Source organism: Pseudomonas salmasensis (assembly GCF_014268375.2).
GTDB classification, from domain to species: Bacteria; Pseudomonadota; Gammaproteobacteria; order Pseudomonadales; family Pseudomonadaceae; genus Aquipseudomonas; species Aquipseudomonas salmasensis.
The window spans coordinates 504,935-530,674 of sequence record NZ_CP077083.1; the positions used below are offsets into that span (position 1 = coordinate 504,935).

Genomic DNA, 25,740 nt, shown 5'->3' on the forward strand with positions numbered 1-25,740 from the left:
GTATGTATCTACATACCATGTACCACATTACTAAATCGACGGAGATCCCATGGCTCGCGGCGGCATTAACAAAGCAGTAGTGCAAACGGCACGCCTGGCGATCCTCGCCCGTGGCGAAAACCCCAGCATCGATGCAGTGCGTATCGAAATGGGCAATACCGGCTCGAAAACCACCATTCATCGCTACTTGAAAGAGCTGGACGAAAGCGAGACGCGCCAGACCATCACCCAAGCGCCGATTGATGATGAGCTGGGCGAGCTAGTCGCACGCTTGGCCCAACGCCTGAAAGAAAAGGCCCAAGAGCCGATCGACCTGGCCCTGGCGCAATTCGAGCAACACAAAGCCGCCCTGCTCGCCCAGGTAGAAACCCTGGAAGAGGCGCACACCCAGCTCAAACAGCAATTTGATATCCAGGCCGCAGCCCTGGCCGAAGAAAGCGCGGCACTGCAAACCGCCAGCACCAGCCTGCAGACCGAGCAGACCCGTAACGCCGGGCTGAGCCAGGCATGCAGCGATTACGAGCTAAGGCTTAACGACAAAGACGAGCAGATTCGCTCACTGGAAGAAAAACACCTGCACGCCCGTGATGCGCTTGAGCATTACCGCACTGCCATCAAGGAGCGGCGCGAGCAGGAACAGCGTCGCCATGAAGGCCAGTTGCAGCAGGTTCAGGCCGAATTGCGGCAGGCACAGCAAAGCGCGCTGGTGCGCCAGGATGAAATCACCCAGTTGCATCGCGATAATGAACGCCTGCTGAGTGAGCAGCGAGTGACCGCCAAGGAATTGAATGCACTGCAGGAGCAGACTCGCCAGGACCAGGCTCTACAACTGCAACTCAAGGAGCAGCTCAGCCAGATCGAAAGTGAACGCACCCTGCTCCAGGAACGCCTGCGCGTGGCCGTGCTGGACAGCCAATCACGCCAAGCCGCACTGCTTGAACATCAGCAGCACAACAAGGCGCTTGAGCTGAACCTGGTCAAGGCCCAGGCAAGCATCGAAGCCCTGCGCCTGGCGGCCGTCGTTGCAACGGCGCCAGAGGCAGCAGAGCCAAGCTGATCAGTCCGCCACAGGCGTGCGCATGGTGACGAATTCCTCCGCCGCCGTAGGATGCACGCCGATGGTCTCGTCGAAATGCTGCTTGGTCGCGCCCGCCTTGAGCGCGATCGCCAGCCCTTGCACGATCTCACCCGCATCCGGGCCGACCATGTGGCAACCCAGCACCTTGTCGGTGTCGGCGTCGACCACCAGCTTCATCAGGGTCTTTTCCTGGCAATCGGTGAGGGTCAGCTTCATCGGCCGGAAACGGCTTTCAAAGATCTGCACGTTATGGCCGTTCTTGCGTGCCTCTTCTTCTGTCAGGCCGACTGTGCCGATATTCGGCAGGCTGAACACCGCCGTCGCGATATTGGCGTAATCCACCGCGCGGTATTGCTCGGGCTTGAACAAGCGCCGCGCCACGGCCATGCCTTCAGCCAGGGCCACGGGCGTCAGTTGCACACGACCAATCACATCGCCAATCGCCAGGATCGACGGCTCGGCGGTCTGGTAGAGATCATCCACCGCAACGAAACCGCGCTCGTCCAGTTTGACCCCGGTATTTTCCAGGCCCAGGTTATCCAGCATCGGACGGCGGCCGGTGGCGTAGAACACGCAATCGGCTTCCAGCACGCGACCATCCTTCAAGGTGGCTTTGAGGCTGCCGTCGGCTTGCTTTTCGATACGTTCGATGTCGGCATTGAACTGCAAGTCCAGGCCGCGCTTGGTCAGCTCTTCTTGCAGATGTTTGCGCACCGAACCATCAAAGCCGCGCAAGAACAGGTCGCCGCGATACAGCAAGGAAGTGTGTGCACCCAGGCCGTGGAAGATGCCGGCGAACTCAACGGCGATATAACCGCCGCCCACCACCAGCACGCGCTTGGGTAGCTCTTTAAGGAAGAATGCCTCATTGGAACCAATGGCGTGCTCGCGCCCTGGAATCTCAGGGATCTGCGGCCAGCCACCGGTGGCGATCAGGATGTGCTTGGCAGTGAAGCGCTCACCGTTGATCTCCACCTGATGGGCATCAACCAGGCGTGCATGCCCTTCGTGCAATGTGACGCCGCTGTTGACCAACAGGTTGCGATAGATGCCGTTGAGGCGGTTGATCTCGCGATCCTTGTTGGCGATCAAGGTCGCCCAATCAAAGTTCGCCTCGCCCAGGGACCAGCCAAAGCCGCTGGCCTGTTCAAAATCTTCGGCAAAATGCGCGCCGTACACCAACAGTTTCTTTGGCACGCAGCCGACGTTTACACAGGTGCCACCCAGGTAGCGACTCTCCGCCACAGCCACCTTGGCGCCAAAGCCAGCGGCAAAGCGCGCCGCGCGAACACCGCCGGAACCGGCGCCAATTACATACAGGTCAAAATCGTAGGCCATTTCACTCTCCTCGGCAGGACACCAGCATACCGACTTACTTGGGGCTGAAAAACGAAAAAGCCACCCGAAGGTGGCTTTCGCTTAAAACGTACCGGCAAGCGTGAATCAGTAAGCCTTGCCCGTCTTGTAGAAATGCTCGTAGCAGAAGTTGGTCGCTTCGATGTAGCCCTCAGCACCGCCGCAGTCGAAACGCTGGCCCTTGAACTTGTAGGCAATCACGCAACCGTCTTTGGCTTGCTTGAGCAGAGCGTCGGTGATCTGGATCTCGCCGCCCTTGCCTGGCTCGGTCTCTTCGATCAGCTTGAAGATGTCCGGAGTCAGGATGTAACGACCGATGATCGCCAGGTTCGACGGTGCATCTTCTGGTGCTGGTTTCTCGACCATGTCGCGTACACGAATCAGGCCATCGCCAATATCGTCACCGGCGATAACACCGTACTTATTGGTTTCGGTTGGGTTGACTTCCATCACCGCAACGATAGTGCAACGGTACTTCTGGTAGAGCTTGACCATCTGGGTCAGCACACCGTCGCCTTCCAGGTTGACGCACAAGTCATCCGCCAGGACCACGGCGAAGGGTTCGTCACCGATCAGTGGGCGGCCGGTAAGGATGGCGTGGCCGAGGCCTTTCATCTGAGTCTGACGGGTGTAGGAGAACGAGCACTCGTCGAGCAATTTACGGATACCGACCAGGTATTTTTCCTTGTCGGTGCCCTTGATCTGGTTTTCCAGCTCATAGCTGATGTCGAAGTGGTCTTCCAGCGCGCGCTTACCACGACCCGTGACGATGGAGATCTCGTTCAAACCGGCATCCAGAGCCTCTTCCACACCGTACTGAATCAGTGGCTTGTTCACCACTGGCAGCATTTCTTTGGGCATGGCTTTGGTCGCTGGCAAGAAGCGAGTGCCGTAACCGGCTGCTGGGAACAAGCATTTCTTGATCATATGAGTCCTTACAAAGGGCTGTGCGTACGGAATTCGGCGCAGTCTAATCAGGCCGCAGTCACCTTACAATGGGTGCTGCTGGCGTTGCGATGTCATCATAGAGAAAAAATGTCGGCGTAAGTTCCGCTGATCCTGCAAAGGGTGTCACCAACGGTCAGTCAGAACCCACCTCGGCCCCTTGTTGAAGAAGGGTTGCATTGGTTTTAGCACGCTTTTGCCCCCCTGGCACTGACCTGCAACAACTTGCGCCCTGCCCCGGCATTTGGCGCTATCATGGGCGCCTTGAACCAAGACCACGAGATTGCCAACAGATGTCAGAACCCAAAGGTGTAAACGGCTACCTGATCACGAAGCGAGCAGACGGCTGGCACTTGATCAATTTTCACGGCGACAGCGTTGCCGGCGTATTCGAGACCGAAAGCATGGCGATTGCCGTAGCCGAAGTGTTTGTGGATGAGGCAGGTCATGCTTCGAGCAAGCGGCCGAAAACCAAGTAATCCACATCTGTTGCGCAAGAAGCCCCATGACAGGGGCTTTTTTGTTTGTCTGTACCTAGATGGCAGTTCGCTATAACCTTCAACAACGCCACGACAGTGTCAGCGCGCCCCTCCAATACCCTCGATGACGAACCTCTATGAAAAAAATCCTGGCACTGACCGCAGTACTGGCACTCGCTGGCTGCACCACCGCGTCCGACACCTTGCTGAAGAATGGCGAACAAGGCCTGACCATCGACTGCTCCGGCGAGGCCAATTCATGGGCCAGTTGCTACGAGAAGGCGGACGCATCCTGCGCGGGCACCGGTTACCGTATCGTCGGCACCAATGGCACGCCGGCGCTCAAGGAAAGCGACAAGACCCTGGGCCAGGACGTGGGCAACTTCAAAGGCCGCAGCGTGGTGGTGGTCTGCAAGTAAACCGGCTACAGGTGCACTTCAGCGAACTTGATCCCCAGGCCACGCAGGAGTTCGATCAGGTCATCCAGGCGCGCGAATGATTCGACCTCATCCTGCTCGTCCACCAGGAAGTAGCTGCGCCCGCCGCTCTTCTTGAAAAATACGATCCACTCGCCCAAATCGGCGGGGTTCTGGATGACATGGGTGGCCGAAATCTGCCCTTCGGCATGGCGGGCCTTGACGTGTTCTCGTTTCATAACGGGCTTTCCAGAAAAACAAATGCCGCTCAAACCCAGGGTTTGAGCGGCATCTTTGTGGTGAATGCCCGACAGTTTAACGGATGCAGCCCGTCCCTGCAGGGTGATGGCTTTTTTTATCGGGTTTGAGGGGTGGGCCTGTGGCTCAACCGGAAATGCACTCTTCCCCTGCCTTCTTCACGTCGCCCGGGCGGATGGGCACATTGGACATGCTTTCATAAAGCTTGATGCTGCTACCGCTGGAGCGGTCTTCGATTTCAAAGATTGCCGAAGGGTCTGCCGAAAACTTCTGCGGCACGATCACCTGAATGCCGTCTTTATGGGGCTCGATCTGCGGCGGCCGACGGGTCGCCTCCAGTTTGCGCACCACACACGCCGCATATTCCTGCGGCTTCTTCCCTGAGATGACCACCAATGTTGGCGGGGTCTGCTTGATATCTGCAACCGAAGCACACCCACCGATTGCCAAGGCCAGCACCAACACACTCCACTTCATACAAAAACCTCCGATAAAGACCCTACGACAGCGGGGATGGTAATTTTCTCCCACCAACGTAGGATTTATCTGTGATAACTCGGTAAATAACTGTTTTAAATTGTCGAAGTCGTCGACGACGGCCCGATAATAAACGCGCTGGGGCTGATAAACTCCATCTTAACCTACGTATCGTTCTGATTTTTCAGAAAAAGCCCTTCTGGAGACACCCCATGAAATTCATCCACCAGCGTGAGCACCTCAACGAGGGAGACATTGTTGTCATCGAATGCTCGCAGACCTGCAATATTCGCCTGATGAGTGATGCGAACTTTCGCAGCTTCAAAAACGGCGGCCGCCATACCTACCACGGCGGCGCATTTGATAAATTCCCGGCCAAGATCACCGCGCCCAGCACCGGGTTCTGGAACATCACCCTGGATGTGGTGACCCGTCGCGCCATCAGCGTGACCCGCAAGCCTGCGTTGTCCCACAAGATCCGCATCGTTCGTCGTACCAGCAGCAAGCTGAGCTGACCCGAACACCTGACAGGAAAAAAGCTGTGACCACCACAACCAAATACGTCATCAAGTACAAGCTCAACGGCGAACGCCGCTTTGAATTTGCCCAACTGCACAGCAACAGCGTCGAAGAAGCCAAACAAGCATTGGCGAAAATTCATGATGCCAGCGACGAAATTACCGACATCAACGTGAGCAAGGCGCTGTAAGCCATGCCGGGCCCTACCGCCGATTTGTTTGCCGATGATGCCCTGCAACAGCCTGCCGGGCGCGAGCAAATTGGCGAAGAGTCCTACGTACTGAGGGGCTATGCCCTGCCCTGGATCGAGCGGTTATTGCCTGAACTGCGGCGTGTCCTGGCTCAATCACCGTTTCGGCAGATGGTCACCCCCGGCGGCTTTACCATGTCGGCGGCGCTAAGCAGTTGCGGCGAGTTGGGTTGGACCACCGACACCCGCGGCTATCGCTATAGCCCACTCGACCCGCGCAACCAACAACCCTGGCCCGCCATGCCCGACACGCTGCGCCAATTGGCGGTGGCGGCGGCCACTGAAGCGGGCTTCGACGGTTTTTCGCCCGATGCCTGCCTGATCAATCGTTACGTACCGGGGGCGAAAATGTCCCTGCACCAGGACAAGAACGAGCGCAGCTACAGCGCGCCCGTGGTCTCGGTGTCCCTTGGGCTACCGGCGATTTTCCTGTTCGGTGGGCATGCGCGCAGCGACAAAACCCAAAAGGTCTCGTTGTTCCATGGTGATGTGGTGGTGTGGGGCGGCGTTGATCGCCTGCGCTTTCATGGCGTGATGCCGATCAAGGACGGCGTGCATCCGATCATGGGCCCGCAGCGCATCAACCTGACCTTTCGCACCGCTGGCTAATTTGACCGCAAGCTTCGGAGTGTCGATTGCGCGCAGCAGGCTTAATCTGCTCCTGAACCGTCAAGAGTGCAGGCCATGAACAACGAACACGATCCGCGCTGGGCTGCCATTGTTGCCCGTGATGCCAAGGCCGACGCCTTGTTTGTCTACGGCGTGAAAACCACCGGCGTGTATTGCCGCCCCAGCAGCGCTTCGCGTTTGCCGCGCCCGGAAAATATCGAATTTTTCGACACGCCGGCGCAGGCCGAAGCCGCCGGTTATCGCCCGAGTAAACGCGCTGCCGGCGACCAGACCCAGTTGGCCGCTCACCATGGGCAATTGGTGGCCGAGGCCTGCCGGCAAATCGAACAGGCCGAAACCCCGCCTAGCCTGGACATGCTCGCCCGATGCGCCGGGCTGAGTCCGTTTCACTTCCACCGCGTATTCAAAGCCAACACCGGTCTGACCCCCAAGGGTTACGCCAGCGCCCTGCGTTCGCGCAGAGTGCGCGACGGCCTCAAGGGCCAGCATTCGGTGACGGACACCCTGTACGACGCGGGCTTCAACTCCAATAGCCGCTTTTATGAAGCCGCCGACCAAGTGCTCGGCATGAAACCCCGAGACTACAAAGGCGGCGGCGCCAATAACACCATCCGCTTTGCCGTTGGCCAATGCTCGCTGGGGGCGATTCTGGTAGCGCAAAGCCAACGTGGCGTGTGTGCGATTTTATTGGGCGATGATCCGGGCAAACTGGTGCGCGACCTGCAAGACCAGTTTCCCAAGGCTGAGTTGATCGGCGCGGATCAGGGTTTCGAACAACTGGTCGCCCACGTCGTCGGCTTTGTCGAGGCCCCTGCACTGGGCCTGGATTTGCCCCTGGACTTGCGCGGCACGGCCTTTCAGGAACGGGTGTGGCAGGCGTTGCGGGAAATCCCTGTGGGCAGCACTGCCAGCTATGCGCAGATTGCCGAGCGTATCGGCGCGCCCACCTCCTTTCGCGCGGTGGCCCAGGCTTGTGGTGCCAACCACCTGGCGGTGGCCATTCCCTGTCATCGCGTGGTGCGCAGCAATGGCGAGCTGTCGGGCTACCGTTGGGGCATAGAGCGCAAGCGCCAGTTACTGGAGCGCGAAACCCAGCCCCACAAAACGCCGCTGTCGTCCAGTGAATAAAACAGACTGGCCGGGTGCCGATCGCCCTGCTAAAACAGCGAAAAGCCCGACTAACGCTGGAGACGCACCCCATGAGCAACTGGCCAGACACCCGCATTCTTGACCTGTTGGGCATTGAGGTGCCGATCATCCAGGCGCCGATGGCTGGCGCGACGACCACCTCCATGGTCATCGCCGCCCAGCAAGCCGGCGCCCTGGGCTCCATGCCTGCCGCAGCCTTGAGCCTGGAGCAACTGCGCGACGCCTTGACCCTCATCCGCCAGGCCAGCAACGCGCCGCTCAACATCAACTTCTTCTGCCATCAACCGCCTGATGCCGATGAAGCGCGGGACCAGGCTTGGAAGGCCTTGCTGCAACCTTACTACCATGAGCTGGGCGCCGACTTCGACGCGCCAACGCCGGTGTCCAACCGCGCGCCGTTCAATGACGCAGCCTGCCAGGTGGTGGAAGAATTTCGGCCAGAAGTGGTGAGTTTTCACTTTGGCCTACCAGAGAAGTCCTTACTGGACCGGGTAAAAGCCACCGGTGCCAAGGTGCTGTCATCGGCCACCACCGTCGAGGAAGCCGTGTGGCTGGAACAGCACGGCTGCGACGCGATTATCGCCATGGGCCTTGAAGCCGGTGGGCATCGTGGTCTGTTTCTCAGCGATGACCTCAACAGCCAGATCGGCTTGATGGCGCTGTTGCCACAGATCGTCGACGCGGTGAACGTGCCGGTGATTGCCGCGGGCGCAATTGGCGATGCGCGTGGCATCGTCGCCGCCTTTGCCCTCGGCGCTTCAGCGGTGCAGATCGGCACGGCCTACCTGTTCACGCCCGAAGCCACTGTAAGCGCTTCCCATCACCACGCGCTGCGCCATGCCCAGGCCAGCGAAACCGCGCTGACCAACCTGTTTACCGGTCGCCCGGCGCGGGGCATCGTCAACCGGGTGATGCGTGAGCTGGGCGCAATCAACTCGGCGGCGCCAGCGTTTCCTAAAGCCGGTGGTGCGTTGATGCCGCTCAAGGCCAAGGATGAAGCCGGTTTCAGCAACTTGTGGGCGGGCCAGGCCTTGAGACTGGGCAAGGACCTTTCCACTTTTGACCTGACACGCCAATTAGCCGAGCACAGCTTGAGCAAACTCACCTGCGGCTGACCTGAGCAGCAACTTGGCACTGTACCGGCAATGGCCAACCGCTATATATTCCCATACATAGCGGTAAGCCTTCTTACCTACACCCTGCCGTACACCTTCAAGGAGTTGCTTGATGATGACCCGCGTTTCGCGCCTGGCCCCCCTGCTTGCCGCCTTTGCCTTGGGTACGGCCCATGCCGATGAAGTGCAGGTGGCCGTGGCCGCCAACTTCACCGCCCCGATCCAGGCGATTGCCGCCGACTTCGAGAAAGACACTGGCCATAAACTGGTCGCGGCTTATGGTGCTACCGGGCAGTTCTATACCCAGATCAAAAATGGCGCGCCGTTTGAAGTGTTCCTCAGCGCCGATGACACCACCGCGCAAAAACTCGAAAGCGAAGGCGCTACCGTCAAGGGCTCACGTTTTACCTACGCGGTCGGTACCCTGGCGCTGTGGTCAGCCAAAGAAGGCTATGTGGATGCCATGGGCGACGTACTGAAGAAAGACCAATTCAAGCACTTGTCCATCGCCAACCCCAAAACAGCGCCCTACGGCCTGGCCGCCACCCAGGTACTGGCCAGGGAAGGCTTGACCGACAAGGTCAAGGACAAGCTCGTCGAGGGCCAGAACATCACCCAGGCTTATCAGTTTGTTTCCACCGGCAATGCCGAGCTGGGGTTTGTCGCCTTGTCGCAGATCTACAAGGACGGCAAAGTCACCGGCGGTTCGGCGTGGATTGTGCCGACCGCCATGCATGACCCGATCAAACAGGACGCCGTGATCCTCAACAAGGGCAAGGACAGCGCCGCCGCCAAAGCCCTGGTGGACTACCTCAAAGGCCCGAAAGCCGCTGCCGTTATCAAATCCTACGGCTACGAGCTGTAAATGCCCCTGTCGAGTGCTGATTTTTCTGCGATCTGGTTGACCGTCAAACTGGCCTCGCTGACCACGTTGATCCTGTTGATCATCGGCACGCCGATTGCCCTGTGGCTGTCGCGTACCCACTCCAAGTGGCGCGGCCCCATCGGCGCAGTGGTGGCGCTGCCGTTGGTGTTGCCGCCAACGGTCATCGGCTTCTACTTGTTGTTGGCCATGGGGCCCAACGGCTACGTCGGCCAGTTCACCCAGTGGCTGGGCCTGGGCACCCTCACCTTCAGTTTCGCCGGGCTGGTGATTGGCTCGGTGATCTACTCCATGCCCTTCGTGGTGCAGCCGTTGCAGAATGCGTTTTCTGCCATCGGCACGCGCCCGCTGGAAGTGGCCGCGACCTTGCGCGCCAACCCGTGGGACACGTTTTTCACGGTGATCCTGCCGCTGGCACGCCCTGGGTTTATCACCGCCTCGATCCTGGGCTTTGCCCATACCGTCGGTGAGTTCGGCGTGGTGCTGATGATCGGCGGCAATATCCCGGACAAGACCCGTGTCGTCTCGGTGCAGATCTACGACCACGTCGAGGCCATGGAATATGCCCAGGCCCATTGGCTGGCCGGGGCCATGGTGGTGTTCGCCTTTCTCGTGTTGCTGGCGCTCTACTCCAGCCGCAAAACCAAGATGGGCTGGAGCTGATCGCCATGATGGATATACGCCTGCACCTGACGTACTCTGCCTTTGCATTGGATGTAAACCTGCAATTGCCCGGCCGTGGCGTGAGCGCGCTGTACGGGCATTCCGGCTCTGGCAAGACCACCTGCCTGCGCTGCATCGCAGGTTTAGAACGCGCCGAACACGGTTTTGTGCAAATCAACGACGAGGTCTGGCAAGACAGCCGCAAAGGGCTGTTTGTGCCGCCGCATAAACGCGCCCTGGGCTATGTGTTCCAGGAGGCGAGCCTGTTTCCTCACCTGTCGGTGCGCGCCAATCTGGAGTTCGGCCTCAAACGTATCCCACGCCCGCAACGGCGCGTGGACATGGCCCAGGCCACCGAACTGTTGGGCATCGGGCACTTGCTTGAGCGTCACCCGCAACACTTGTCCGGCGGCGAGCGCCAGCGCATCGGCATCGCCCGCGCCTTGCTCACCAGCCCCAAGTTATTGTTGATGGATGAACCGCTGGCGGCCCTGGACAGCCAACGCAAAAGCGAGATATTGCCTTACCTGGAACGCCTGCACGACGAGCTGGATATCCCGGTGCTCTACGTCAGCCACGCCCAGGACGAAGTGGCGCGACTGGCCGACCATATCGTCTTGCTCAGCGACGGCAAGGCCCTGGCCAGCGGCCCTATCGGCGACACCCTGGCGCGCCTCGACCTGCCCCTGGCGCTGGGCGACGATGCCGGGGTGGTGATCGCCGGCAGCGTTGTTGCCTACGACGCGCACTATCAGTTGCTCACCCTGCAGTTGCCCGATTGCCCGTTGCAGATGCGCGTGGCCCATGCCCCTCTGGCAGTGGGCAACCCGCTGCGGGTCAAGGTCCAGGCGCGGGATGTGAGCCTGAGCCTGCAGGCCGAAGAACACAGCAGTATCCTCAACCGCTTGCCGGTGACCGTCAGCCAAACCATCGGCGCGGATAACAGTGCCCATGTACTGGTGCGCCTGGACGCTGGCGGCACGCCGTTACTGGCGCGCATCACGCGCTTCTCCCGCGACCAGTTGCAATTGCATCCGGGCCGGACGCTGTGGGCGCAAATCAAGGCAGTGGCGGTACTGGCTTAAGCATTTGGCACGACCGCAGGGCGCTGCGGTCAATCAGACATACCGGCCTGATTTGTTGCCAAGGAACCCGCCCTATGCCTGACTCTCCGTTACCCACCGACCTGCCCCGCGACCTGCATTATGTGGATGACACCCAGCCCGGCATCCGCCGAAAAAAAGTGCGGGGCACGTTCCAGTATCTGAACGCCAAGGGCGAGCGCATTACCGACGCGGATGAGATCAAACGCTTGAATGCGCTGGCGGTGCCACCCGCCTACACCGATGTGTGGATCTGCGCCGACCCTCGCGGCCACCTGCAAGCCACCGGCCGCGACGCCCGTGGCCGCAAGCAATACCGTTACCACCCACGCTGGCGCGAGGTGCGCGACAGCGACAAGTACTCGCGCTTGCAGGCTTTTGGCGCCGCGTTGCCCAAATTGCGCAAACAGTTGGAAGCGCAAATCGCCGAGCCGGGGTTTACCCGCGAAAAGGTGTTGGCCACGGTGGTGATGTTGCTGGACGCCACGCTGATCCGCGTCGGCAATACCCAATATGCCCGTGAAAACAAATCCTATGGGCTGACCACCTTGCGCAACCGCCATGTGGACATCAAGGGCAGCGAGATCCAGTTCCAGTTTCGTGGCAAGAGTGGCGTGGAGCATCAAGTCAGCGTCAAGGATCGACGCCTGGCCCGGGTGGTCAAGCGCTGCATGGAATTGCCGGGGCAAAACCTGTTCCAGTACCTGGATGAAGACGGTGAGCGGCATACCATCAGCTCCCAGGACGTCAACGACTACCTGCACAGCCTGACCGGCGAAGATTTTACCGCCAAGGACTACCGCACCTGGGCCGGCACGGCGATGGCGCTGGCGGTGTTGCGCGAGTTGGCGTGGCAGCCCGAATCCGACGCCAAGCGGCATGTGGTGGCAATGGTCAAGGATGTCGCCCGGCAGTTGGGCAATACGCCGGCGGTGTGTCGCAAGTGCTATATCCACCCGGCGGTGCTTGAACATTTCAGCCTCGGCCAATTGTCGAAGCTGCCCAAGCCGCGAGTGCGCAAAGGCCTGAAAGCCGAAGAAGTCGCGCTGGCGATGTTCCTGGAAAAACTCGCCGAAGACTTGCCGCGAAAAGTTAAGGTGGGTTAGGCTCTGCCTCCCTTCTGACTGACAGGATGACCGCCGACGTGAACATCTAAGCCTTCCAAAATGTATCTGCAACGAGCCGCCTGGCGCGCTTGTTGGCCTGTTCGACATTTTTTTGGAGGTGCTGATGACTGACGTCAAACGGCTGCCCGCGCTTGTTTCCCTGCAACACCTGTCTTTCCAGTTCGCCAATGGCGAAACCTTGCTGGCCGACGTGAACCTGTCCATTGATCAAACGCCTACCGGTATCGTCGGGCGCAATGGACGGGGCAAAAGTATCCTGGCGAAGTTGATGGCCGGCGTGCTGCTGCCCTCCTCCGGCACGCTGAAAAAACCCGCCAATGTTGCCTATGTGCCCCAGGCCATCGCGGTTCAAGCAAGGCAAACCATCGCTGATATCACCGCAACTGCCGCGGCCTTGGCTGCCCTTGAGCGCATGGCCCAGGGCGATGCACGCGTCGGTGACCTGGAGCTGATCGACGACCGCTGGGACCTGGCCGAGCGCCTGCGCCAGGCGCTGGATGCAGCGGGTTTGTCGACCCTCAGCGCCAGTACTCCGGCCGATCAACTCAGCGGCGGCCAACTCGCCAGGGTTGCGCTGATCGGGGCGTTGTTGGCGGCGCCGCAGTTGCTGATTCTGGATGAGCCAAGCAACCACCTTGACGCTGCCGGGCGCGATTGGCTGTTGCGCGTACTGGGCGCTTGGCGCGGCGGCCTGGTGGTGGTCAGCCATGATCGGCAGTTGCTCAACGCCATGGGCCGCATCATTGAACTGTCGCCCCTGGGCATTCAGGTCTATGGCGGCAACTACGATGCCTATCGCCAACAACGCGATACTCACCAGCAGGCCGCGATTGCCGCGTGGGAGCAGGCGCGTCTGGCCCGCAGCCGCGAACGTCGGCGCCTGCAAAAAGATCACGACGACCTGCAGCGCCACGCCGCACGCGCACGTAAACAGGCCGAGACCGCCAACGTCGACCGTTTTACCAAGGCCCGCTGGAAAAGCGCAGCCAAGGAGATTGTCAGCACGGTACGCAGTGCCCATCACGATCACAAAAACCAACTCGACGCCCAAGTGCGCCAAGCTTACGAGCGCGTGGCGGATGAGACGCCCACACTGCTCGCATTACCAGGCTCAACCGTCCCGAATGGCCGCCAGGTGCTGGGGCTGGAACAGGCGCAATTACCCTGGCTTGATCCCCTGGCACCCGCCAGCTACGTGACGCTCAACCTGACAGGCCCGGCTCGCGTTGCCGTGCGTGGGCCGAACGGTTGCGGCAAATCGACCTTGCTCAAACTGCTCGCCGGCCACTGGCGGGCGGTCAGCGGCGAGTGCAACGTCGCGGTGCCCAGCGCCTATATCGATCAGCACCTGGCGCTGCTGGACGACCGACGCAGCCTGGTCGAACAACTCAACTTGCTCGATACGCCATTGGCCGAAGCCGAACTGCGCACACGCCTGGCGTTGTTGCAGCTGGACGCGCTGCGGGTCACGCAGCCCGCAGGGCACCTCAGCGGCGGCGAGCGTTTGAAAGCCGCGATGGCGGTAGCCTTGTGGCGTGAAACACCGGCGCAGTTGCTATTGTTGGATGAACCCACCAACCACCTGGACCTGGAATCGGTACTGGCGTTCGAGCAGGCCTTGAAGGGCTTTACCGGCGCGCTGCTGGCCGTGTCCCATGACGAGGCGTTCTTGCAGGCGATCGAGCCGACTCACCATCTGACGTGGCACGCCACCGGCTGGCAACTGGAGCGTGTCTGAGGTCATTGCGCGGACAGGCAAAGCGTCCTACGGTAGTGGCCGGATAATCTCACCGAGGAAACCGGCCCCATGCTGCCTTCATCCCGCAAGCCTTACGCCAATGCCACGCTCGCCTATCGACAGCGCTGGCGTGGCCGCGTGGGCTTGATGCTGGTGGCCTGCCTGTCGGTGCTGGCGGGCATGACCGATGCCATCGGTTTTATGGCCAGCGGCGATTTCGTCTCGTTCATGAGTGGTAACACCACACGCCTGGCGGTGGCCATCAGCGCGGGCGACCTGGGGCTCACCGGGCGCCTGGTGTTGTTGGTCGCCACCTTCGTGGTCGGCAATGCCTTGGGCGTATTGGTCAGCCGTTTCAGCAAGCGCCACGCGTTGCCCTTATTGCTGTGCATCGGCGCCTTGCTCTGCGCTGCGGCGTTGTGGCCTGCCACCGACACCTTGCCTGCGTTGCTCGCAGCGATTGTTGCCATGGGCATGCTCAACGCGGCCGTCGAGGAGGTGAACGGATTACCGGTGGGGCTGACCTACGTCACCGGGGCGCTGTCACGTTTTGGTCGCGGGCTGGGCCGCTGGTTAATGGGCGAGCGCCGTAATGGCTGGCGCGTGCAACTGATTCCGTGGGCCGGGATGTTTATCGGCGCGGTGATCGGCGCCCTGCTGGAACAGCAGATGGGCCTGCGTGCACTGTGGGTCAGTGGTGCGTTGGCCGGGGCTTTAGGGGTGGTGACACTGTTGATTCCGCGACGCTGGCACTTGGGTTTTATGCCCCGTTGAGGTTGGAGTGGAGGAGCTCGTTCGACGTTTAAGCCTCGACATCCGTGTACCGGTAAAGAGCCATCACGTCGAACGAGCGAGTGAATCATAAGCCAATGCCCGGCGGCTGTCCCGCCAGGCGTTTCGGAATATGACTAAGGCAACCGACTTACAGACAAGTGGCCAGTGCTGCCAGGCGACGTTTAGCCGGCATAGTGTCCTGTGCGGCATAGTAGTTGACCTTGGAACCCGCACCGGTGCTGAGTACATCGACAAAGTAATCGCCACCGGTGGTGTACACCGTGAAGCCACCCGCCTCGGTCGCTTCCTTGAAGCCGCCGGCATCCACGCCGAACACGCTTTCATCCTGCCAGCCGAACTGGATGCACTGGGCAACCACCAGGGTGGCCTTGTCTGACGCCAGGGTCTTATAGGGGCTGCCTGCGCGCGCCTCTTTCATCTTCGAACCGGCGCAACCGGCCAGTGCCGCCAGTATCAATGCGCCCATTACCACTCTGTGCATGCCATTGCTTCCTTGGAAAAACCGTGACTCTACCATTGTGCCGAGGCCAACTGACGTGCCCATGAACTTTGTTTCACTGTGAAGGGTAAACACGCCGCCTATAGTGGCCTGGCTCATTTTTTAGAAGTCTCCCTTCTGCCCGCCACCCCGCGGGCTTTTTTTTGCCTGGGTATCAGAGCCACCAACGCAGCAGATAGAACAGCGCCATGCTCAATAGCACGGTGGTCAATACGCTGCGTGTCCAGTACATCAACGCCACGGCGCAGATACCGGCCAACAGGTAAGGGTTGGTCGGGCTCAGGTTGAGCTGATGGTCCGCCAGGAAAATAATCGGCCCGCAGATCGCCGTGAGCATGCCCGGCACGGCGAAGCCCAAAAATTCACGCGCACCGCGATTGAGCCGCACCGGCAGTCGTGGCTCGATAAACAGGTAACGGTTGAAGAACACCACCAGGCCCATGGCCACAATCATCAGGTAAATCATCGTTGCCCCACTCCCAGCCGCTTGCAGGCAAACCCCGCGCTCATCCCCAACACACCCGAGACCACCACCGCCGACTCCCAGTGCAAATAACTCAGCCAGACCGAGCACAACAGCGCGACCGCCACGCATACCACCGTGGGCACGTCGCGCACCACGGGGGTGATCAAGGCGATAAAGGTGGCGGCAATCGAGAACTCCAGCCCCAATTGATCAAGGCCGGGAATGCTCTTGCCCAGCACAATGCCGGCGAGGGTGAAGAGGTTCCAGATCAGGTAAAACGTCAGGCCGACGCCCAGGGCGTACCAGCGATTGAAGGTCTGGCGGTCATAGTGGTTGACCAGGGCGAAGAACTCATCGGTCAACAAAAAACCCAGGCTCATGCGCCAGCGGGTGTTGAGCGAAGACAGGGTAGGCCGCATGTGCATGCCATAAAGCAGATGCTGGGAGGTCAGCAGCAAGGTGGTCAGCACAATGGAAATCAGGCTGGCACCGCTCTTGACCATGCCAATGGCCACCAACTGTGCAGCACCGGCAAACACAATGGCCGACAAACCTTGGGCTTGCAGCGGGGTAAATTGCGCGTCGATGGCCATGGAGCCGGCCAGCAACCCCCAGGGCGCACAGGCCAGGGACAAGGGAATGACGGCGATGGCGCCGCGGGTGAAGGCGTAATGAGGTAATGCAGTAGGCATGGAAACGGCTCATCGACAGACAGTCGACAAGCATGCCAGCACCCACGAAGGCGTGTCTTGAACGATCTTGCTCAGGCGAGCTTTACCGACACCTGCTCTACCGAATCCCGCGCTTCGCGCAATTCGTAGGCATCCTGGTTCAGCCGGTGGATGGTGTTGAGCAGGCGCTGGCGCAGCACTTCATCGCCGAGTTTTTCCACGGCGCGCATCAGGTCGAACGCCGCGGTTTCGTTATTTTCCGCGACGGAATCCAGGGTCTTGCGCAGGTTGCGGGTGGCTCGGGTCACGCGGGGTCTTCCTTCATCAGCAATGGGCAGGCACGTTAGGACATTTGTGTTTCATTTTAATTTCAAACAGTTGTGGTGGTTTCACAGGCGTTTGATCCATATCAACTGAAACAAGATTTGACCGATATATATGGAAATACGTATATTCAAATATCTCTACTTGAACAGTCCTTGACCATGTCAGACCTCTTCTCCCCTCCCACCCTGTTCAAGTGCCTGGCCGATGCCACCCGTGCACGGGTGACCTTATTGATCCTGCGCGAGGGCGAACTTTGCGTGTGTGAGTTGATCCATGCCTTGGACGACAGCCAGCCAAAAATCTCCCGCCATCTCGCGCAATTGCGCAGTTGCGGCCTGCTGGTGGACCGCCGTCAAGGGCAATGGATCTACTACCGCATCAATCCGGCACTGCCCGCCTGGGTCACTCAGGTGCTGGACACCACCCTACAAGCCAACCTGCCATGGTTGCAGGACGACGCACTGCGTCTGAATGCAATGGGCGACCGACCACAACGGGCCAGCACCTGCTGCTGAGCCATCGGAGCGTTTATTCATGCTTGTCGCCATTGCGATTTTCCTCGTCACCATCGTGCTGGTCATCTGGCAACCCAAGGGCCTGGGCGTCGGCTGGAGTGCCACCCTGGGCGCGATCCTGGCGCTGGCGTGTGGGGTGATCAGCCTGGCGGACATCCCGGTGGTGTGGCACATCATCTGGAACGCCACCGGTACCTTTGTCGCGCTGATCATCATCAGCTTGTTGCTGGACGAGGCCGGCTTCTTCGCCTGGACAGCCCTGCATGTGGCGCGTTGGGGCCGTGGTCGCGGGCGGCGGTTGTTTGCTTATATGGTGCTGCTCGGTGCGCTGGTATCGGCGCTGTTTGCCAATGACGGTGCGGCGTTGATCCTGACGCCTATCGTGATGTCGATGCTGCTGGCCTTGCGATTTTCCCCGGCGGCGACCCTGGCCTTCGTCATGGGCGCAGGGTTTATCGCCGACACGGCGAGCCTGCCGCTGGTGGTGTCGAACCTGGTGAATATCGTCTCGGCGGACTATTTCAAGATTGGCTTCAACGAATACGCCGCGGTGATGGTGCCGGTGAACCTGGTCAGTGTCGCCGCGACGCTCGCGGTGCTGCTGTGGTTTTTCCGCCGGGATATTCCGCAGACCTACGACCCGGCCGACCTGGATGACCCCGCCAGTGCCATCCATGACCGTGCGACCTTTCGCGCCGGCTGGTGGGTGCTGGGTATTCTGCTGGTCGGCTGTTTTGCCCTGGAACCGCTGGGCATTCCCATCAGTGCGATTTCGGCGGCCTGTGCGGTGTTGCTACTGGTGATTGCTGCCAAAGGTCATCAGATTTCCACGCGGAAAGTCCTCAAGGAAGCCCCGTGGCAGATCGTGATTTTTTCCCTGGGTATGTACCTGGTGGTGTATGGCCTGCGTAACGCCGGCCTGACCGATTACCTGGCCACCTGGCTCGACAGCTTCGCCACCTACGGCGTGTGGGGCGCGGCCATGGGCACGGGGGTGCTGACGGCGCTGCTCTCCTCGGCCATGAATAACCTGCCGACCGTGCTGATTGGCGCATTGTCCATCGAATCCAGCCATGCCGTGGGCCTGGTCAAGGACGCGATGATCTACGCCAATGTGATCGGCAGCGACCTGGGCCCGAAAATTACCCCCATCGGCAGCCTGGCCACCTTGCTGTGGCTGCACATCCTGGCGCGCAAAGGCATCACCATCACCTGGGGTTACTACTTCAAGGTCGGGATCGTGCTGACCCTGCCCGTGCTGCTGATCACCCTCGCCGCCCTCGCCTTGCGCCTGAGCTTTTAAAGGAGCACACCATGAAAGTCCTGTTCATGTGTACCGCCAACAGTTGCCGCAGCATCTTGTCCGAGGCGATGTTCAACCACTTGGCGCCGTCGGGCTTCAAGGCGATCAGCTCTGGCAGCTTCCCCAAGGGTCAGGTCCTGCCCCGCAGCCTCGCCACGTTGCAGGCGGCGGGCATCAGCACTGACGGCCTGTACAGCAAAGGCAATGACGCCTTTAAAGACAGCCCGCCGGATGTGGTCATCACCGTGTGCGATAAAGCAGCCGGTGAAGCGTGCCCGGTGTATTTCGGCCCAGCGGTGAAGACGCATTGGGGCTTGGAAGACCCTTCCGAGGTGCAGGGTAACGAGGCGCAGGTAGAGGCTGCATTCACGGCCACCCTCGACATTATCGCTGCACGCTGCGAGGCGTTTTTTTCGCTGCCCTTTGCGAGTTTATCGCCGGATGAATTGAAGGCTGAAGTCGACCGCATTGCCTCAACACCGCAGCCGTTGTAGGAGCGAGCTTGCTCGCGAAAAACTCATAGACACCGCGCTCATTCAGAAAACACGCGTTATCGTTGACGCTTCTCGCGAGCAAGCTCGCTCCTACAGGGACCAGTGCCAGGCGCTGATTTTGTGGGTAATGCATGACCAGTGTGGGAGCTGGCTTGCCTGCGATAGCGGTGGTTCAGTTGAAGATTGAGTGGCTGACATACCGCCATCGCGAACGTTCCTACAGAGGACGTGGTATCCCCCTCCCGGACTGACGTATGCTCTGGCACTTTCTCGAAAGGACCTGAGCATGCTGTCGATCTTTGTTTATGCGTTGGTATTCGGCTTTGTCTTTTGCCTCTCCCCCGGCGCCGTACTGGCAGAAACCCTGCGCCGCGGTTTGCTCTATGGTTTCACACCGGCCTTGCTGGTGCAGTTCGGCTCGCTGGTGGGAGACGCCGTCTGGGCCGTGATTGGCCTCACCGGTATCGCACTGCTGATCCAGCATGATGCAGTGCGGGTTCCACTCACCATCGTCTGCGCGTTGTACCTGGGCTGGTTGGGCATTCGTAGCCTGATCGATGCGTGGCAGTTACCGGCAACCGACAACGCCCCTGCCAGCTCAGGCAAAAATGCGTTGGCGGTGGGCGCGGCGATCTCCCTGGCTAACCCGAAAAACATCGTCTACTGGGGCGCCCTGGGCAGCGCACTGTCGGGTATTGTCGGCGCCACCCCCAGCCATGGGCAGACCCTGACGTTTTTTGCCGGTTTTATGCTGGCGTCGGTGCTCTCGTGTTTTCTAACCGCCGCCTTGGTAAACCTGCTACGCAAGAACGCCTCCCCGACATGGCAGCGCGTCAGTTATGCGGCCTGCGGTTTAGTATTGATCTACTTGGCACTACTCGCCGCGCACGGTATATGAAGTTATCCAGCGAGTAACTTGCGCTTACCTTTTGTCTGAACAAACTCTGAACACCGGATAATTTAATTAATCATACGTTGACATTCACTGGTGCCCTGAGTAGATTGCCCGTGCCCGCAACTGGGGCCTTTTTTAAACCTCACAAAAGAAGCCAATGGACACAGTATCTAGTCGCTGTCCGAGCACCGCCTCTGCGGGCATCGGGCGCCAAACCCAGAATATGACAGGACTCGCGTTCCAGGTCCGGTAAGCTGCGCTAGAGCTTGATGCTCCACCGTAACTGCCTCACCGGTCGCCCGTCCGGTCCCGAGGTGTGTTATGACCTTCCAACTCCTTGTTTTGCCCGATACACGCACACTGGTGGCCGCCCTGCGCGCCAAGCTGTGCCGAGCACCCGTGGGCTTTTCGCCAACCCGCTCGACCTTTGCCATACCCTCCCCTCAAGTGCGCCCGGCCCCGCCGCTGGCGCACTGGCGTATCAGCCCTGAAAGCGGCCACCTGGTGCAGCACTGGGATCACGCCGACCCTCAAGACCCGCAGAGACCCAAGGTTTCCAGCCTGTCGCAAGCGCGCTTGCTGTTCGGTCTTTACCTGAGCGCTCGCGCCGCCTGACCTGGCTGGAAACAACAACTTTCTTATTGATGACCCTGGAGTTCGTTATGAACAGATCCAGTAGTAGCCCGCTGCACGTTAGTTAATTAACGCGCCGTTAGCGGGCCCTTCAGAAGTTATGTGAACACCTTATTTAAACCGATCGCAAAGTTTGCGGCTCGGCATGCTTTCGCTCGCCTGTCTGCAGGTAAGTACCGGTATGTTTTGTCGAGAATTGGCGACAGGAGTACAGACAATGAGCGCCGTAAAAAACACGCCTCTGCACAAGAAAAATGGCACCACCCCCGACACCAAGCTGTCGATGCGTGCCGCCCGCGAAGCCCACAATGGCCTGGCGGCCACCCTCGCCAATGTACGGGCCACCCAGGACGGCCTGACCGAACTGGACGCCTCGGCGCGCCTGCAACGGGAAGGCTATAACGAAGTCGCCCATGACAAGCCGCCGCACGCGATCATCCAATTCCTGCAGGCACTGAACAACCCGTTCATCTACGTGCTGTTGACCCTGGGCGGCATCAGCTTTGTGACTGACTGCTGGCTGCCGATGCAGGAAGGCGAAGAAGCCGACCCGACCAAGGTTGTCATCATCATGACCATGGTGTTGCTCAGCAGCCTGCTGCGTTTCTGGCAGGAACACCGCTCGGCCAAATCCGCCGAGGCCCTCAAGGCCATGGTGCGCACCACCGCCACCGTGCTGCGCCGCGAGCAGGTTGGTGCTCAGCCCACCTTGCGCGAAGTGCCGATGCGTGACCTGGTGGCCGGCGATATCGTGCAGTTGTCTGCCGGCGACATGATCCCCGCCGATATCCGCCTGATAGAGTCCCGCGACCTGTTTATCAGCCAGGCCGTGCTGACCGGTGAAGCCTTGCCGGTGGAGAAGTACGACACCCTGGGTGATGTCACGCAAAAATCCGCCTCTACCCTCGCCGCCGACCAGGGCAACCTGCTGGACTTGCCGAACATCTGCTTCATGGGCACCAACGTGGTGAGCGGCCGTGCCAAGGCTGTGGTAGTGGCAACGGGGCCGCGCACTTACTTCGGCTCCCTGGCCAAGGCGATTGTTGGCTCGCGGGTGCAAACCGCCTTCGACCGTGGCGTGAACAGTGTCAGCTGGCTGCTGATCCGCTTCATGCTGGTGATGGTGCCCATCGTGTTCTTCCTCAATGGCTTCTCCAAGGGCGATTGGGGCGATGCCTTCCTGTTTGCTCTGGCAGTAGCCGTCGGCCTTACCCCGGAAATGCTGCCGATGATCGTCAGCGCCAACCTGGCCAAGGGCGCTACGGCGATGGCCAAGCGCAAAGTGGTGGTCAAGCGCCTCAATGCGATCCAGAACTTCGGTTCGATGGATGTGCTGTGCACCGACAAGACCGGCACCCTCACCCAGGACAAGATCATCCTCGAGCATCACGTCAATGCCTTTGGCCAGCGCGATGACGCCGTGCTGTCCCTGGCCTGGCTCAACAGCTTTCACCAGAGCGGCATGAAAAACCTGATGGACCAGGCGGTGGTGCAGTTCTCGGAACAGAACCCCAAGTTCCAGGTGCCGTTTGCCTACAGCAAGGTCGATGAATTGCCGTTCGACTTTGTCCGTCGTCGCCTGTCGATCGTGGTCAAGGATGCCGCCGGTGACCATCTGCTGGTGTGCAAGGGCGCGGTGGAAGAGATGCTGAGCATTTCTACCCATGTCATGGAGGCCGGCGAAGCCTTGCCCCTAGATGACCGCCGTCGTGAGGCGCTGCTGGCGCTCGCCAATGACTACAACGAAGACGGTTTCCGCGTACTCGTAGTGGCGACCCGCAATATCCCCAAAGCACTGGCACGCCAGCAATACACCACCAGCGATGAGCGCAACCTGGTGATCCAGGGCTTCCTGACCTTCCTGGACCCACCGAAGGAAACCGCAGGCCCAGCCATTGCGGCGCTACAACAGATTGGCGTGGCGATCAAAGTGTTGACCGGTGACAACGCCGTGGTCACCAGCAAGATCTGCCGCCAGGTTGGCCTGGAGCCCGGCCAGCCGCTGCTGGGCGTGGAAATCGAAGCCATGGACGACGCCACGCTGCTGCGCCGCGTGGAAGAACGCACGGTGTTCGCCAAGCTCACGCCGCTGCAAAAATCCCGCGTGCTCAAGGCGCTGCAAGCCAACGGCCACACCGTCGGCTTCCTCGGTGACGGTATCAACGATGCGCCGGCGCTGCGCGATGCCGATGTGGGCATTTCGGTAGACAGCGGCACCGACATCGCCAAGGAATCGGCCGACATCATCCTGCTGGAAAAGAGCCTGATGGTGCTGGAAGAAGGTGTGCTCAAGGGCCGCGAAACCTTCGGCAACATCATGAAGTACCTGAACATGACCGCCAGCTCCAACTTCGGCAACGTGTTTTCGGTACTGGTGGCCAGTGCGTTCATTCCGTTCATGCCGATGCTGGCGATCCACCTGCTGCTGCAAAACCTGATGTACGACATCTCCCAGCTGGCCCTGCCGTGGGACAAGATGGACAAGGAATACCTGGCCAAGCCGCGCAAGTGGGATGCGAAAAACATCGGCCGCTTCATGATCTGGATCGGGCCAACCTCGTCGATCTTCGACATCACCACCTTTGCGCTGATGTGGTACGTGTTCGCGGCCAACAGTGTGGAAACGCAGACCCTGTTCCAGTCCGGCTGGTTTATCGAGGGGCTGCTTTCGCAAACCCTGGTGGTGCATATGCTGCGCACCCGCAAGATCCCGTTCTTCCAGAGCACGGCTGCCTGGCCGGTGTTGATGATGACCTGCATCGTGATCGCCCTGGGCATCTACGTACCCTTCTCGCCACTGGGTACCCTGGTGGGCCTGCAACCGCTGCCGCTGGCGTACTTCCCATGGCTGGTGGGCACCTTGCTGGCTTACTGCTGCGTCGCCCAACTGATGAAGACGATTTACATCCGCCGCTTCAAGCAGTGGTACTGACCCTCCCCGCCGTTCAAACGCAGGCGGCCGCCCGGTCGCCTGCGTGCAATACAAGGATTTGCTCATGCGCGTGTTGATCTGTGCAGGTCGTCATTACGCCGACACCAAAAAGTCCCGCCATGTGCTGGACGCTTACCACCGCCTGCGCCCGGTGCAGGTGCTGATCCACGGCGGCAACCAGTTCCTGGGCAGTGAGATTGAGGAATGGGCACGGGAAATCGGTATCGACGTGGTGCGTTACCCACCCAATTGGCAGCGCCACGGCAAACAGGCCGAACGCCAGCGCAACCATTTCATGCTGGCGGACAGCCGCCCCGACCTGATCATCGCCCTGCCGGGTGGTGACGATACTTCGGAGCTGGTCTGCCAGGCCAAAGCCAGCGGCATTTCGGTGCTGACCGTAGAAAGCTGAATTCAAGCGAGGTGCATCATGCACAAAAAATACACGCCGGCGCGCCGCGACGGGTTTACCAAATATCGCGCACGCCACGCTCGCCACACCCTGCTGTTACTGCCGCCAGCAAAGCGCCGTGCATTGCAGCGCAACTTGATCTTTATCGGCATAACGCTGGGCCTGGTCTTTGTCGTCGCGTTGATTTCAAAAGCGCAAGCCGCAGGCGGCGCTTATGTGGTGGATGACGGTGCGATCAACGCGCCGGGGGAATGCAACGTCGACGCCTGGTACAGCGCCCAGCGGCACGCGGGCAGTGCCCACAACAGCAATGTGTCGCCCGCTTGCACGTTCAGCGCCATGCCTGCCGTGCAATGGGGCGCCGCGTTGTCACGGGCCGTGGATGCAGGCAAAGGCGAGACGCAAATCAGCCCGCAAGCCAAAGTGCAGGTGCTGTCCCGGCAAGACTTGGGCTTGGAACTGGCGATTGCTGTCGGGGCGCATGTCGCGCTGGATCGCCATCACGGGTTTGATGGCGCAGACCTGAACATCCCACTCACATGGCAACCCCTGGCGCCCCTGCGGCTGAACCTGAACGCGGGCTGGAGCCACGCCTACAACGAGGGTGATCAACAGCATCGCCTGACGTGGGGCACGGGGTTCGAATATCAGTTGGCAGACGCGCTCACACTGATTGGCGAGCGCTATGGCCAGGAAGGCGGCGAACGGGCCTGGCAGGCTGGGCCGCGTTTGCACATCGGCGAATTTGTCGACGTGGACGTGCTGGTCGGGCGCAGCCTGATTGGCGATCGCGCCCAGTGGCTGACCACTGGGGCGACGCTGAGGTTCTAGGCTTTGGCCTGCTGCTCCAGATGCACCTGCAATTGCGGGTCGATTTGCAACTGACCGGCCAGGTCGTCGAGGTAATTACGCTCGGCGTCCTGTTGGTCATCGACCAGCATCACGCTCGCCAGGTAAATCTCCGCAGCGAGTGCCGGGTCATTGGCATACTCGGCAAAATCGGCGGCATCCAATGGCTTGGCGACTTCGGCGTCGAGCCACTGCTGCAATTGTGGGTCGTCGGTATCACGGCCGATCTCGGCAGAAATCATCTCCTTCTCTTGCTCATCGATCCTGCCATCCGCCTTGGCCGCCGCGATCATCGCACGCAGTAAGCCGTGGCTATGGGCTTCGGCTTCAGGCCCTTCAAGCTGGTCAACGGTCTGGATAGCTTGCTGCGGTGCCGAAGCCTGTTGGCGTTGCCAGGCTTGGTACGCCTGGAACGCCGCCATCCCCAGGGACGCCAGCGCCGCGTAGTTCATCCCACCGCCGCTACGCGTCTGGGCAGTACCACCTGCCGGCGCGCCGCCCAACAAGCCACCCAGGCCACCTAATAAACCACCCAAACCGCCGCCCGCCGAAGACGCATTGCCGGTGCCGGCGCCCTTCAACAATCCTCCGAGCAACCCGCCCAGGCCGCCGCCCGAAGCCCCGCCGCCTTGCTGCCCTGCGCGCAACAGTTGTTCCAGTAGATCGCTGGTATTCATGGTGTCGCCCTCCGGGGCGCAATAGTGGCGTTGATCAAACATAGTCCTCCCCTGATGGAACACCATGACCGTCGGGCGGGCAAGCT

General features: G+C 60.3%; 31 protein-coding genes. 22 read left to right on the plus strand and 9 right to left on the minus strand.

Annotated features, from left to right (window positions below):
• Positions 1–49 precede the first annotated feature (49 nt).
• Complete coding sequence (locus tag HU731_RS02060; RefSeq protein ID WP_186607588.1) at positions 50–1,057, plus strand: DNA-binding protein; 1,008 nt, start codon at positions 50–52, stop codon at positions 1,055–1,057.
• Here the strand turns inward: HU731_RS02060 and gorA are convergent, their stop codons facing one another.
• Both gorA and galU read right to left on the minus strand, forming a co-directional pair.
• Complete coding sequence (gene gorA, locus HU731_RS02065; RefSeq protein ID WP_186607587.1) at positions 1,058–2,416, minus strand: glutathione-disulfide reductase; 1,359 nt, start codon at positions 2,414–2,416, stop codon at positions 1,058–1,060.
• A 105-nt stretch (positions 2,417–2,521) separates the two neighbouring features.
• Positions 2,522–3,361 (minus strand): UTP--glucose-1-phosphate uridylyltransferase GalU, encoded by an 840-nt coding sequence (galU, locus tag HU731_RS02070; protein ID WP_003173830.1) that lies wholly within the window; start codon positions 3,359–3,361, stop codon positions 2,522–2,524.
• Positions 3,362–3,672: 311 nt separating this feature from the next.
• Here galU and HU731_RS02075 point away from each other — a divergent pair, with 311 nt between their 5' ends.
• Positions 3,673–3,858: a hypothetical protein gene (locus tag HU731_RS02075; RefSeq protein ID WP_003191311.1), complete on the plus strand. Its 186-nt coding sequence runs from the start codon at positions 3,673–3,675 to the stop codon at positions 3,856–3,858.
• Between the two features lie 137 nt (positions 3,859–3,995).
• The gene (locus HU731_RS02080) at positions 3,996–4,277 is read left to right on the plus strand and encodes a hypothetical protein (RefSeq protein WP_003191312.1); all 282 of its coding nucleotides are present in this window, start codon (positions 3,996–3,998) and stop codon (positions 4,275–4,277) included.
• 5 nt (positions 4,278–4,282) lie between these two features.
• Here HU731_RS02080 and HU731_RS02085 read toward each other — a convergent pair whose 3' ends face one another.
• Complete coding sequence (locus tag HU731_RS02085) at positions 4,283–4,513, minus strand: hypothetical protein (RefSeq protein WP_032897196.1); 231 nt, start codon at positions 4,511–4,513, stop codon at positions 4,283–4,285.
• Between the two features lie 145 nt (positions 4,514–4,658).
• Complete coding sequence (locus tag HU731_RS02090; RefSeq protein ID WP_003191317.1) at positions 4,659–5,009, minus strand: hypothetical protein; 351 nt, start codon at positions 5,007–5,009, stop codon at positions 4,659–4,661.
• 212 nt (positions 5,010–5,221) lie between these two features.
• On the opposite strand from HU731_RS02090, the gene HU731_RS02095 reads away from it, so the two are divergent.
• From HU731_RS02095 to HU731_RS02145, 11 genes are all read left to right on the plus strand, one after another.
• Positions 5,222–5,524, plus strand: coding sequence for a DUF1883 domain-containing protein (locus HU731_RS02095; protein ID WP_003191319.1), 303 nt, complete (start codon positions 5,222–5,224; stop codon positions 5,522–5,524).
• A 26-nt stretch (positions 5,525–5,550) separates the two neighbouring features.
• Positions 5,551–5,718: a hypothetical protein gene (locus HU731_RS02100; protein WP_098951408.1), complete on the plus strand. Its 168-nt coding sequence runs from the start codon at positions 5,551–5,553 to the stop codon at positions 5,716–5,718.
• Positions 5,719–5,721: 3 nt separating this feature from the next.
• Positions 5,722–6,387 carry a DNA oxidative demethylase AlkB gene (alkB, locus tag HU731_RS02105; protein ID WP_186607586.1) on the plus strand — a complete coding sequence of 222 codons (666 nt, stop codon included), beginning with the start codon at positions 5,722–5,724 and terminating at the stop codon, positions 6,385–6,387.
• Between the two features lie 75 nt (positions 6,388–6,462).
• Entirely contained in the window at positions 6,463–7,536 is a 1,074-nt protein-coding gene (ada, locus tag HU731_RS02110) for a bifunctional DNA-binding transcriptional regulator/O6-methylguanine-DNA methyltransferase Ada (RefSeq protein WP_186607585.1), read from the plus strand.
• 71 nt (positions 7,537–7,607) lie between these two features.
• Positions 7,608–8,672, plus strand: coding sequence for an NAD(P)H-dependent flavin oxidoreductase (locus tag HU731_RS02115; protein ID WP_186607584.1), 1,065 nt, complete (start codon positions 7,608–7,610; stop codon positions 8,670–8,672).
• 112 nt (positions 8,673–8,784) lie between these two features.
• Positions 8,785–9,537, plus strand: coding sequence for a molybdate ABC transporter substrate-binding protein (gene modA / locus HU731_RS02120; RefSeq protein WP_186607583.1), 753 nt, complete (start codon positions 8,785–8,787; stop codon positions 9,535–9,537).
• The gene (gene modB / locus HU731_RS02125; protein WP_186607582.1) at positions 9,538–10,218 is read left to right on the plus strand and encodes a molybdate ABC transporter permease subunit; all 681 of its coding nucleotides are present in this window, start codon (positions 9,538–9,540) and stop codon (positions 10,216–10,218) included.
• A gap of 5 nt (positions 10,219–10,223) precedes the next feature.
• Entirely contained in the window at positions 10,224–11,303 is a 1,080-nt protein-coding gene (modC, locus tag HU731_RS02130; RefSeq protein WP_186607581.1) for a molybdenum ABC transporter ATP-binding protein, read from the plus strand.
• A gap of 74 nt (positions 11,304–11,377) precedes the next feature.
• Positions 11,378–12,427, plus strand: a complete 1,050-nt coding sequence (locus tag HU731_RS02135) for a DNA topoisomerase IB (RefSeq protein WP_186607580.1) — start codon at positions 11,378–11,380, stop codon at positions 12,425–12,427.
• 124 nt (positions 12,428–12,551) lie between these two features.
• Positions 12,552–14,186 (plus strand): ATP-binding cassette domain-containing protein, encoded by a 1,635-nt coding sequence (locus HU731_RS02140; protein WP_186607579.1) that lies wholly within the window; start codon positions 12,552–12,554, stop codon positions 14,184–14,186.
• A gap of 69 nt (positions 14,187–14,255) precedes the next feature.
• Entirely contained in the window at positions 14,256–14,960 is a 705-nt protein-coding gene (locus HU731_RS02145) for a YoaK family protein (RefSeq protein WP_186607578.1), read from the plus strand.
• A gap of 148 nt (positions 14,961–15,108) precedes the next feature.
• On the opposite strand, the gene HU731_RS02150 is transcribed toward HU731_RS02145, so the two are convergent.
• From HU731_RS02150 to HU731_RS02165, 4 genes are all read right to left on the minus strand, one after another.
• Positions 15,109–15,462 carry a hypothetical protein gene (locus HU731_RS02150; protein WP_186607577.1) on the minus strand — a complete coding sequence of 118 codons (354 nt, stop codon included), beginning with the start codon at positions 15,460–15,462 and terminating at the stop codon, positions 15,109–15,111.
• Positions 15,463–15,634: 172 nt separating this feature from the next.
• Positions 15,635–15,946 (minus strand): branched-chain amino acid transport AzlD family protein, encoded by a 312-nt coding sequence (locus HU731_RS02155; RefSeq protein ID WP_003191337.1) that lies wholly within the window; start codon positions 15,944–15,946, stop codon positions 15,635–15,637.
• Positions 15,943–16,638 carry an AzlC family ABC transporter permease gene (locus HU731_RS02160; protein WP_032897176.1) on the minus strand — a complete coding sequence of 232 codons (696 nt, stop codon included), beginning with the start codon at positions 16,636–16,638 and terminating at the stop codon, positions 15,943–15,945. Before HU731_RS02160 ends, HU731_RS02155 begins: the two co-directional genes overlap by 4 nt.
• Before the next feature lie 71 nt (positions 16,639–16,709).
• Positions 16,710–16,925, minus strand: coding sequence for a hypothetical protein (locus HU731_RS02165; RefSeq protein ID WP_003191339.1), 216 nt, complete (start codon positions 16,923–16,925; stop codon positions 16,710–16,712).
• Positions 16,926–17,102: 177 nt separating this feature from the next.
• Between HU731_RS02165 and HU731_RS02170 the strand changes: the two genes are divergently transcribed.
• The 8 genes from HU731_RS02170 to HU731_RS02205 all read left to right on the plus strand — a co-directional run bounded on the left by HU731_RS02170 (position 17,103) and on the right by HU731_RS02205 (position 24,959).
• Entirely contained in the window at positions 17,103–17,459 is a 357-nt protein-coding gene (locus HU731_RS02170; protein ID WP_186607576.1) for a metalloregulator ArsR/SmtB family transcription factor, read from the plus strand.
• A 19-nt stretch (positions 17,460–17,478) separates the two neighbouring features.
• Positions 17,479–18,762: an arsenic transporter gene (locus HU731_RS02175; RefSeq protein ID WP_186607575.1), complete on the plus strand. Its 1,284-nt coding sequence runs from the start codon at positions 17,479–17,481 to the stop codon at positions 18,760–18,762.
• An 11-nt stretch (positions 18,763–18,773) separates the two neighbouring features.
• Positions 18,774–19,256, plus strand: a complete 483-nt coding sequence (locus HU731_RS02180; protein ID WP_186607574.1) for an arsenate reductase ArsC — start codon at positions 18,774–18,776, stop codon at positions 19,254–19,256.
• A gap of 286 nt (positions 19,257–19,542) precedes the next feature.
• Positions 19,543–20,154, plus strand: coding sequence for a LysE family transporter (locus tag HU731_RS02185; protein ID WP_186607573.1), 612 nt, complete (start codon positions 19,543–19,545; stop codon positions 20,152–20,154).
• A 318-nt stretch (positions 20,155–20,472) separates the two neighbouring features.
• Positions 20,473–20,766, plus strand: coding sequence for a hypothetical protein (locus HU731_RS02190; protein ID WP_186607572.1), 294 nt, complete (start codon positions 20,473–20,475; stop codon positions 20,764–20,766).
• Between the two features lie 235 nt (positions 20,767–21,001).
• Positions 21,002–23,716: a magnesium-translocating P-type ATPase gene (mgtA, locus tag HU731_RS02195; RefSeq protein WP_186607571.1), complete on the plus strand. Its 2,715-nt coding sequence runs from the start codon at positions 21,002–21,004 to the stop codon at positions 23,714–23,716.
• 64 nt (positions 23,717–23,780) lie between these two features.
• Positions 23,781–24,128, plus strand: a complete 348-nt coding sequence (locus HU731_RS02200) for a DUF2493 domain-containing protein (protein WP_003191350.1) — start codon at positions 23,781–23,783, stop codon at positions 24,126–24,128.
• Between the two features lie 18 nt (positions 24,129–24,146).
• A complete protein-coding gene (locus tag HU731_RS02205; RefSeq protein WP_186607570.1) occupies positions 24,147–24,959 on the plus strand; it encodes a PA4824 family protein in 813 nt (270 codons plus the stop codon).
• On the opposite strand, the gene HU731_RS02210 is transcribed toward HU731_RS02205, so the two are convergent.
• Positions 24,956–25,654 (minus strand): tellurite resistance TerB family protein, encoded by a 699-nt coding sequence (locus HU731_RS02210; RefSeq protein ID WP_186607631.1) that lies wholly within the window; start codon positions 25,652–25,654, stop codon positions 24,956–24,958. The genes HU731_RS02205 and HU731_RS02210 overlap by 4 nt on opposite strands.
• Positions 25,655–25,740 lie beyond the last annotated feature (86 nt).

Excerpts from the sequence above, each read along its gene's own strand:
- HU731_RS02135 (WP_186607580.1), top strand. The coding sequence starts at position 11,378 with ATGCCTGACTCTCCGTTACCCACCGACCTGCCCCGCGACCTGCATTAT.
- mgtA (WP_186607571.1), top strand. The coding sequence starts at position 21,002 with ATGAGCGCCGTAAAAAACACGCCTCTGCACAAGAAAAATGGCACCACC.
- HU731_RS02160 (WP_032897176.1), bottom strand. The coding sequence starts at position 16,638 with ATGCCTACTGCATTACCTCATTACGCCTTCACCCGCGGCGCCATCGCC.
- HU731_RS02175 (WP_186607575.1), top strand. The coding sequence starts at position 17,479 with ATGCTTGTCGCCATTGCGATTTTCCTCGTCACCATCGTGCTGGTCATC.
- modC (WP_186607581.1), top strand. The coding sequence starts at position 10,224 with ATGATGGATATACGCCTGCACCTGACGTACTCTGCCTTTGCATTGGAT.
- HU731_RS02210 (WP_186607631.1), bottom strand. The coding sequence starts at position 25,654 with ATGAATACCAGCGATCTACTGGAACAACTGTTGCGCGCAGGGCAGCAA.
- HU731_RS02095 (WP_003191319.1), top strand. The coding sequence starts at position 5,222 with ATGAAATTCATCCACCAGCGTGAGCACCTCAACGAGGGAGACATTGTT.
- alkB (WP_186607586.1), top strand. The coding sequence starts at position 5,722 with ATGCCGGGCCCTACCGCCGATTTGTTTGCCGATGATGCCCTGCAACAG.
- HU731_RS02080 (WP_003191312.1), top strand. The coding sequence starts at position 3,996 with ATGAAAAAAATCCTGGCACTGACCGCAGTACTGGCACTCGCTGGCTGC.
- HU731_RS02150 (WP_186607577.1), bottom strand. The coding sequence starts at position 15,462 with ATGCACAGAGTGGTAATGGGCGCATTGATACTGGCGGCACTGGCCGGT.
- HU731_RS02060 (WP_186607588.1), top strand. The coding sequence starts at position 50 with ATGGCTCGCGGCGGCATTAACAAAGCAGTAGTGCAAACGGCACGCCTG.
- gorA (WP_186607587.1), bottom strand. The coding sequence starts at position 2,416 with ATGGCCTACGATTTTGACCTGTATGTAATTGGCGCCGGTTCCGGCGGT.
- HU731_RS02090 (WP_003191317.1), bottom strand. The coding sequence starts at position 5,009 with ATGAAGTGGAGTGTGTTGGTGCTGGCCTTGGCAATCGGTGGGTGTGCT.
- HU731_RS02145 (WP_186607578.1), top strand. The coding sequence starts at position 14,256 with ATGCTGCCTTCATCCCGCAAGCCTTACGCCAATGCCACGCTCGCCTAT.
- modA (WP_186607583.1), top strand. The coding sequence starts at position 8,785 with ATGATGACCCGCGTTTCGCGCCTGGCCCCCCTGCTTGCCGCCTTTGCC.
- HU731_RS02205 (WP_186607570.1), top strand. The coding sequence starts at position 24,147 with ATGCACAAAAAATACACGCCGGCGCGCCGCGACGGGTTTACCAAATAT.
- galU (WP_003173830.1), bottom strand. The coding sequence starts at position 3,361 with ATGATCAAGAAATGCTTGTTCCCAGCAGCCGGTTACGGCACTCGCTTC.
- HU731_RS02200 (WP_003191350.1), top strand. The coding sequence starts at position 23,781 with ATGCGCGTGTTGATCTGTGCAGGTCGTCATTACGCCGACACCAAAAAG.
- HU731_RS02085 (WP_032897196.1), bottom strand. The coding sequence starts at position 4,513 with ATGAAACGAGAACACGTCAAGGCCCGCCATGCCGAAGGGCAGATTTCG.
- HU731_RS02115 (WP_186607584.1), top strand. The coding sequence starts at position 7,608 with ATGAGCAACTGGCCAGACACCCGCATTCTTGACCTGTTGGGCATTGAG.
- HU731_RS02190 (WP_186607572.1), top strand. The coding sequence starts at position 20,473 with ATGACCTTCCAACTCCTTGTTTTGCCCGATACACGCACACTGGTGGCC.
- modB (WP_186607582.1), top strand. The coding sequence starts at position 9,538 with ATGCCCCTGTCGAGTGCTGATTTTTCTGCGATCTGGTTGACCGTCAAA.
- HU731_RS02185 (WP_186607573.1), top strand. The coding sequence starts at position 19,543 with ATGCTGTCGATCTTTGTTTATGCGTTGGTATTCGGCTTTGTCTTTTGC.
- HU731_RS02180 (WP_186607574.1), top strand. The coding sequence starts at position 18,774 with ATGAAAGTCCTGTTCATGTGTACCGCCAACAGTTGCCGCAGCATCTTG.
- HU731_RS02140 (WP_186607579.1), top strand. The coding sequence starts at position 12,552 with ATGACTGACGTCAAACGGCTGCCCGCGCTTGTTTCCCTGCAACACCTG.
- ada (WP_186607585.1), top strand. The coding sequence starts at position 6,463 with ATGAACAACGAACACGATCCGCGCTGGGCTGCCATTGTTGCCCGTGAT.
- HU731_RS02155 (WP_003191337.1), bottom strand. The coding sequence starts at position 15,946 with ATGATTTACCTGATGATTGTGGCCATGGGCCTGGTGGTGTTCTTCAAC.
- HU731_RS02075 (WP_003191311.1), top strand. The coding sequence starts at position 3,673 with ATGTCAGAACCCAAAGGTGTAAACGGCTACCTGATCACGAAGCGAGCA.
- HU731_RS02170 (WP_186607576.1), top strand. The coding sequence starts at position 17,103 with ATGTCAGACCTCTTCTCCCCTCCCACCCTGTTCAAGTGCCTGGCCGAT.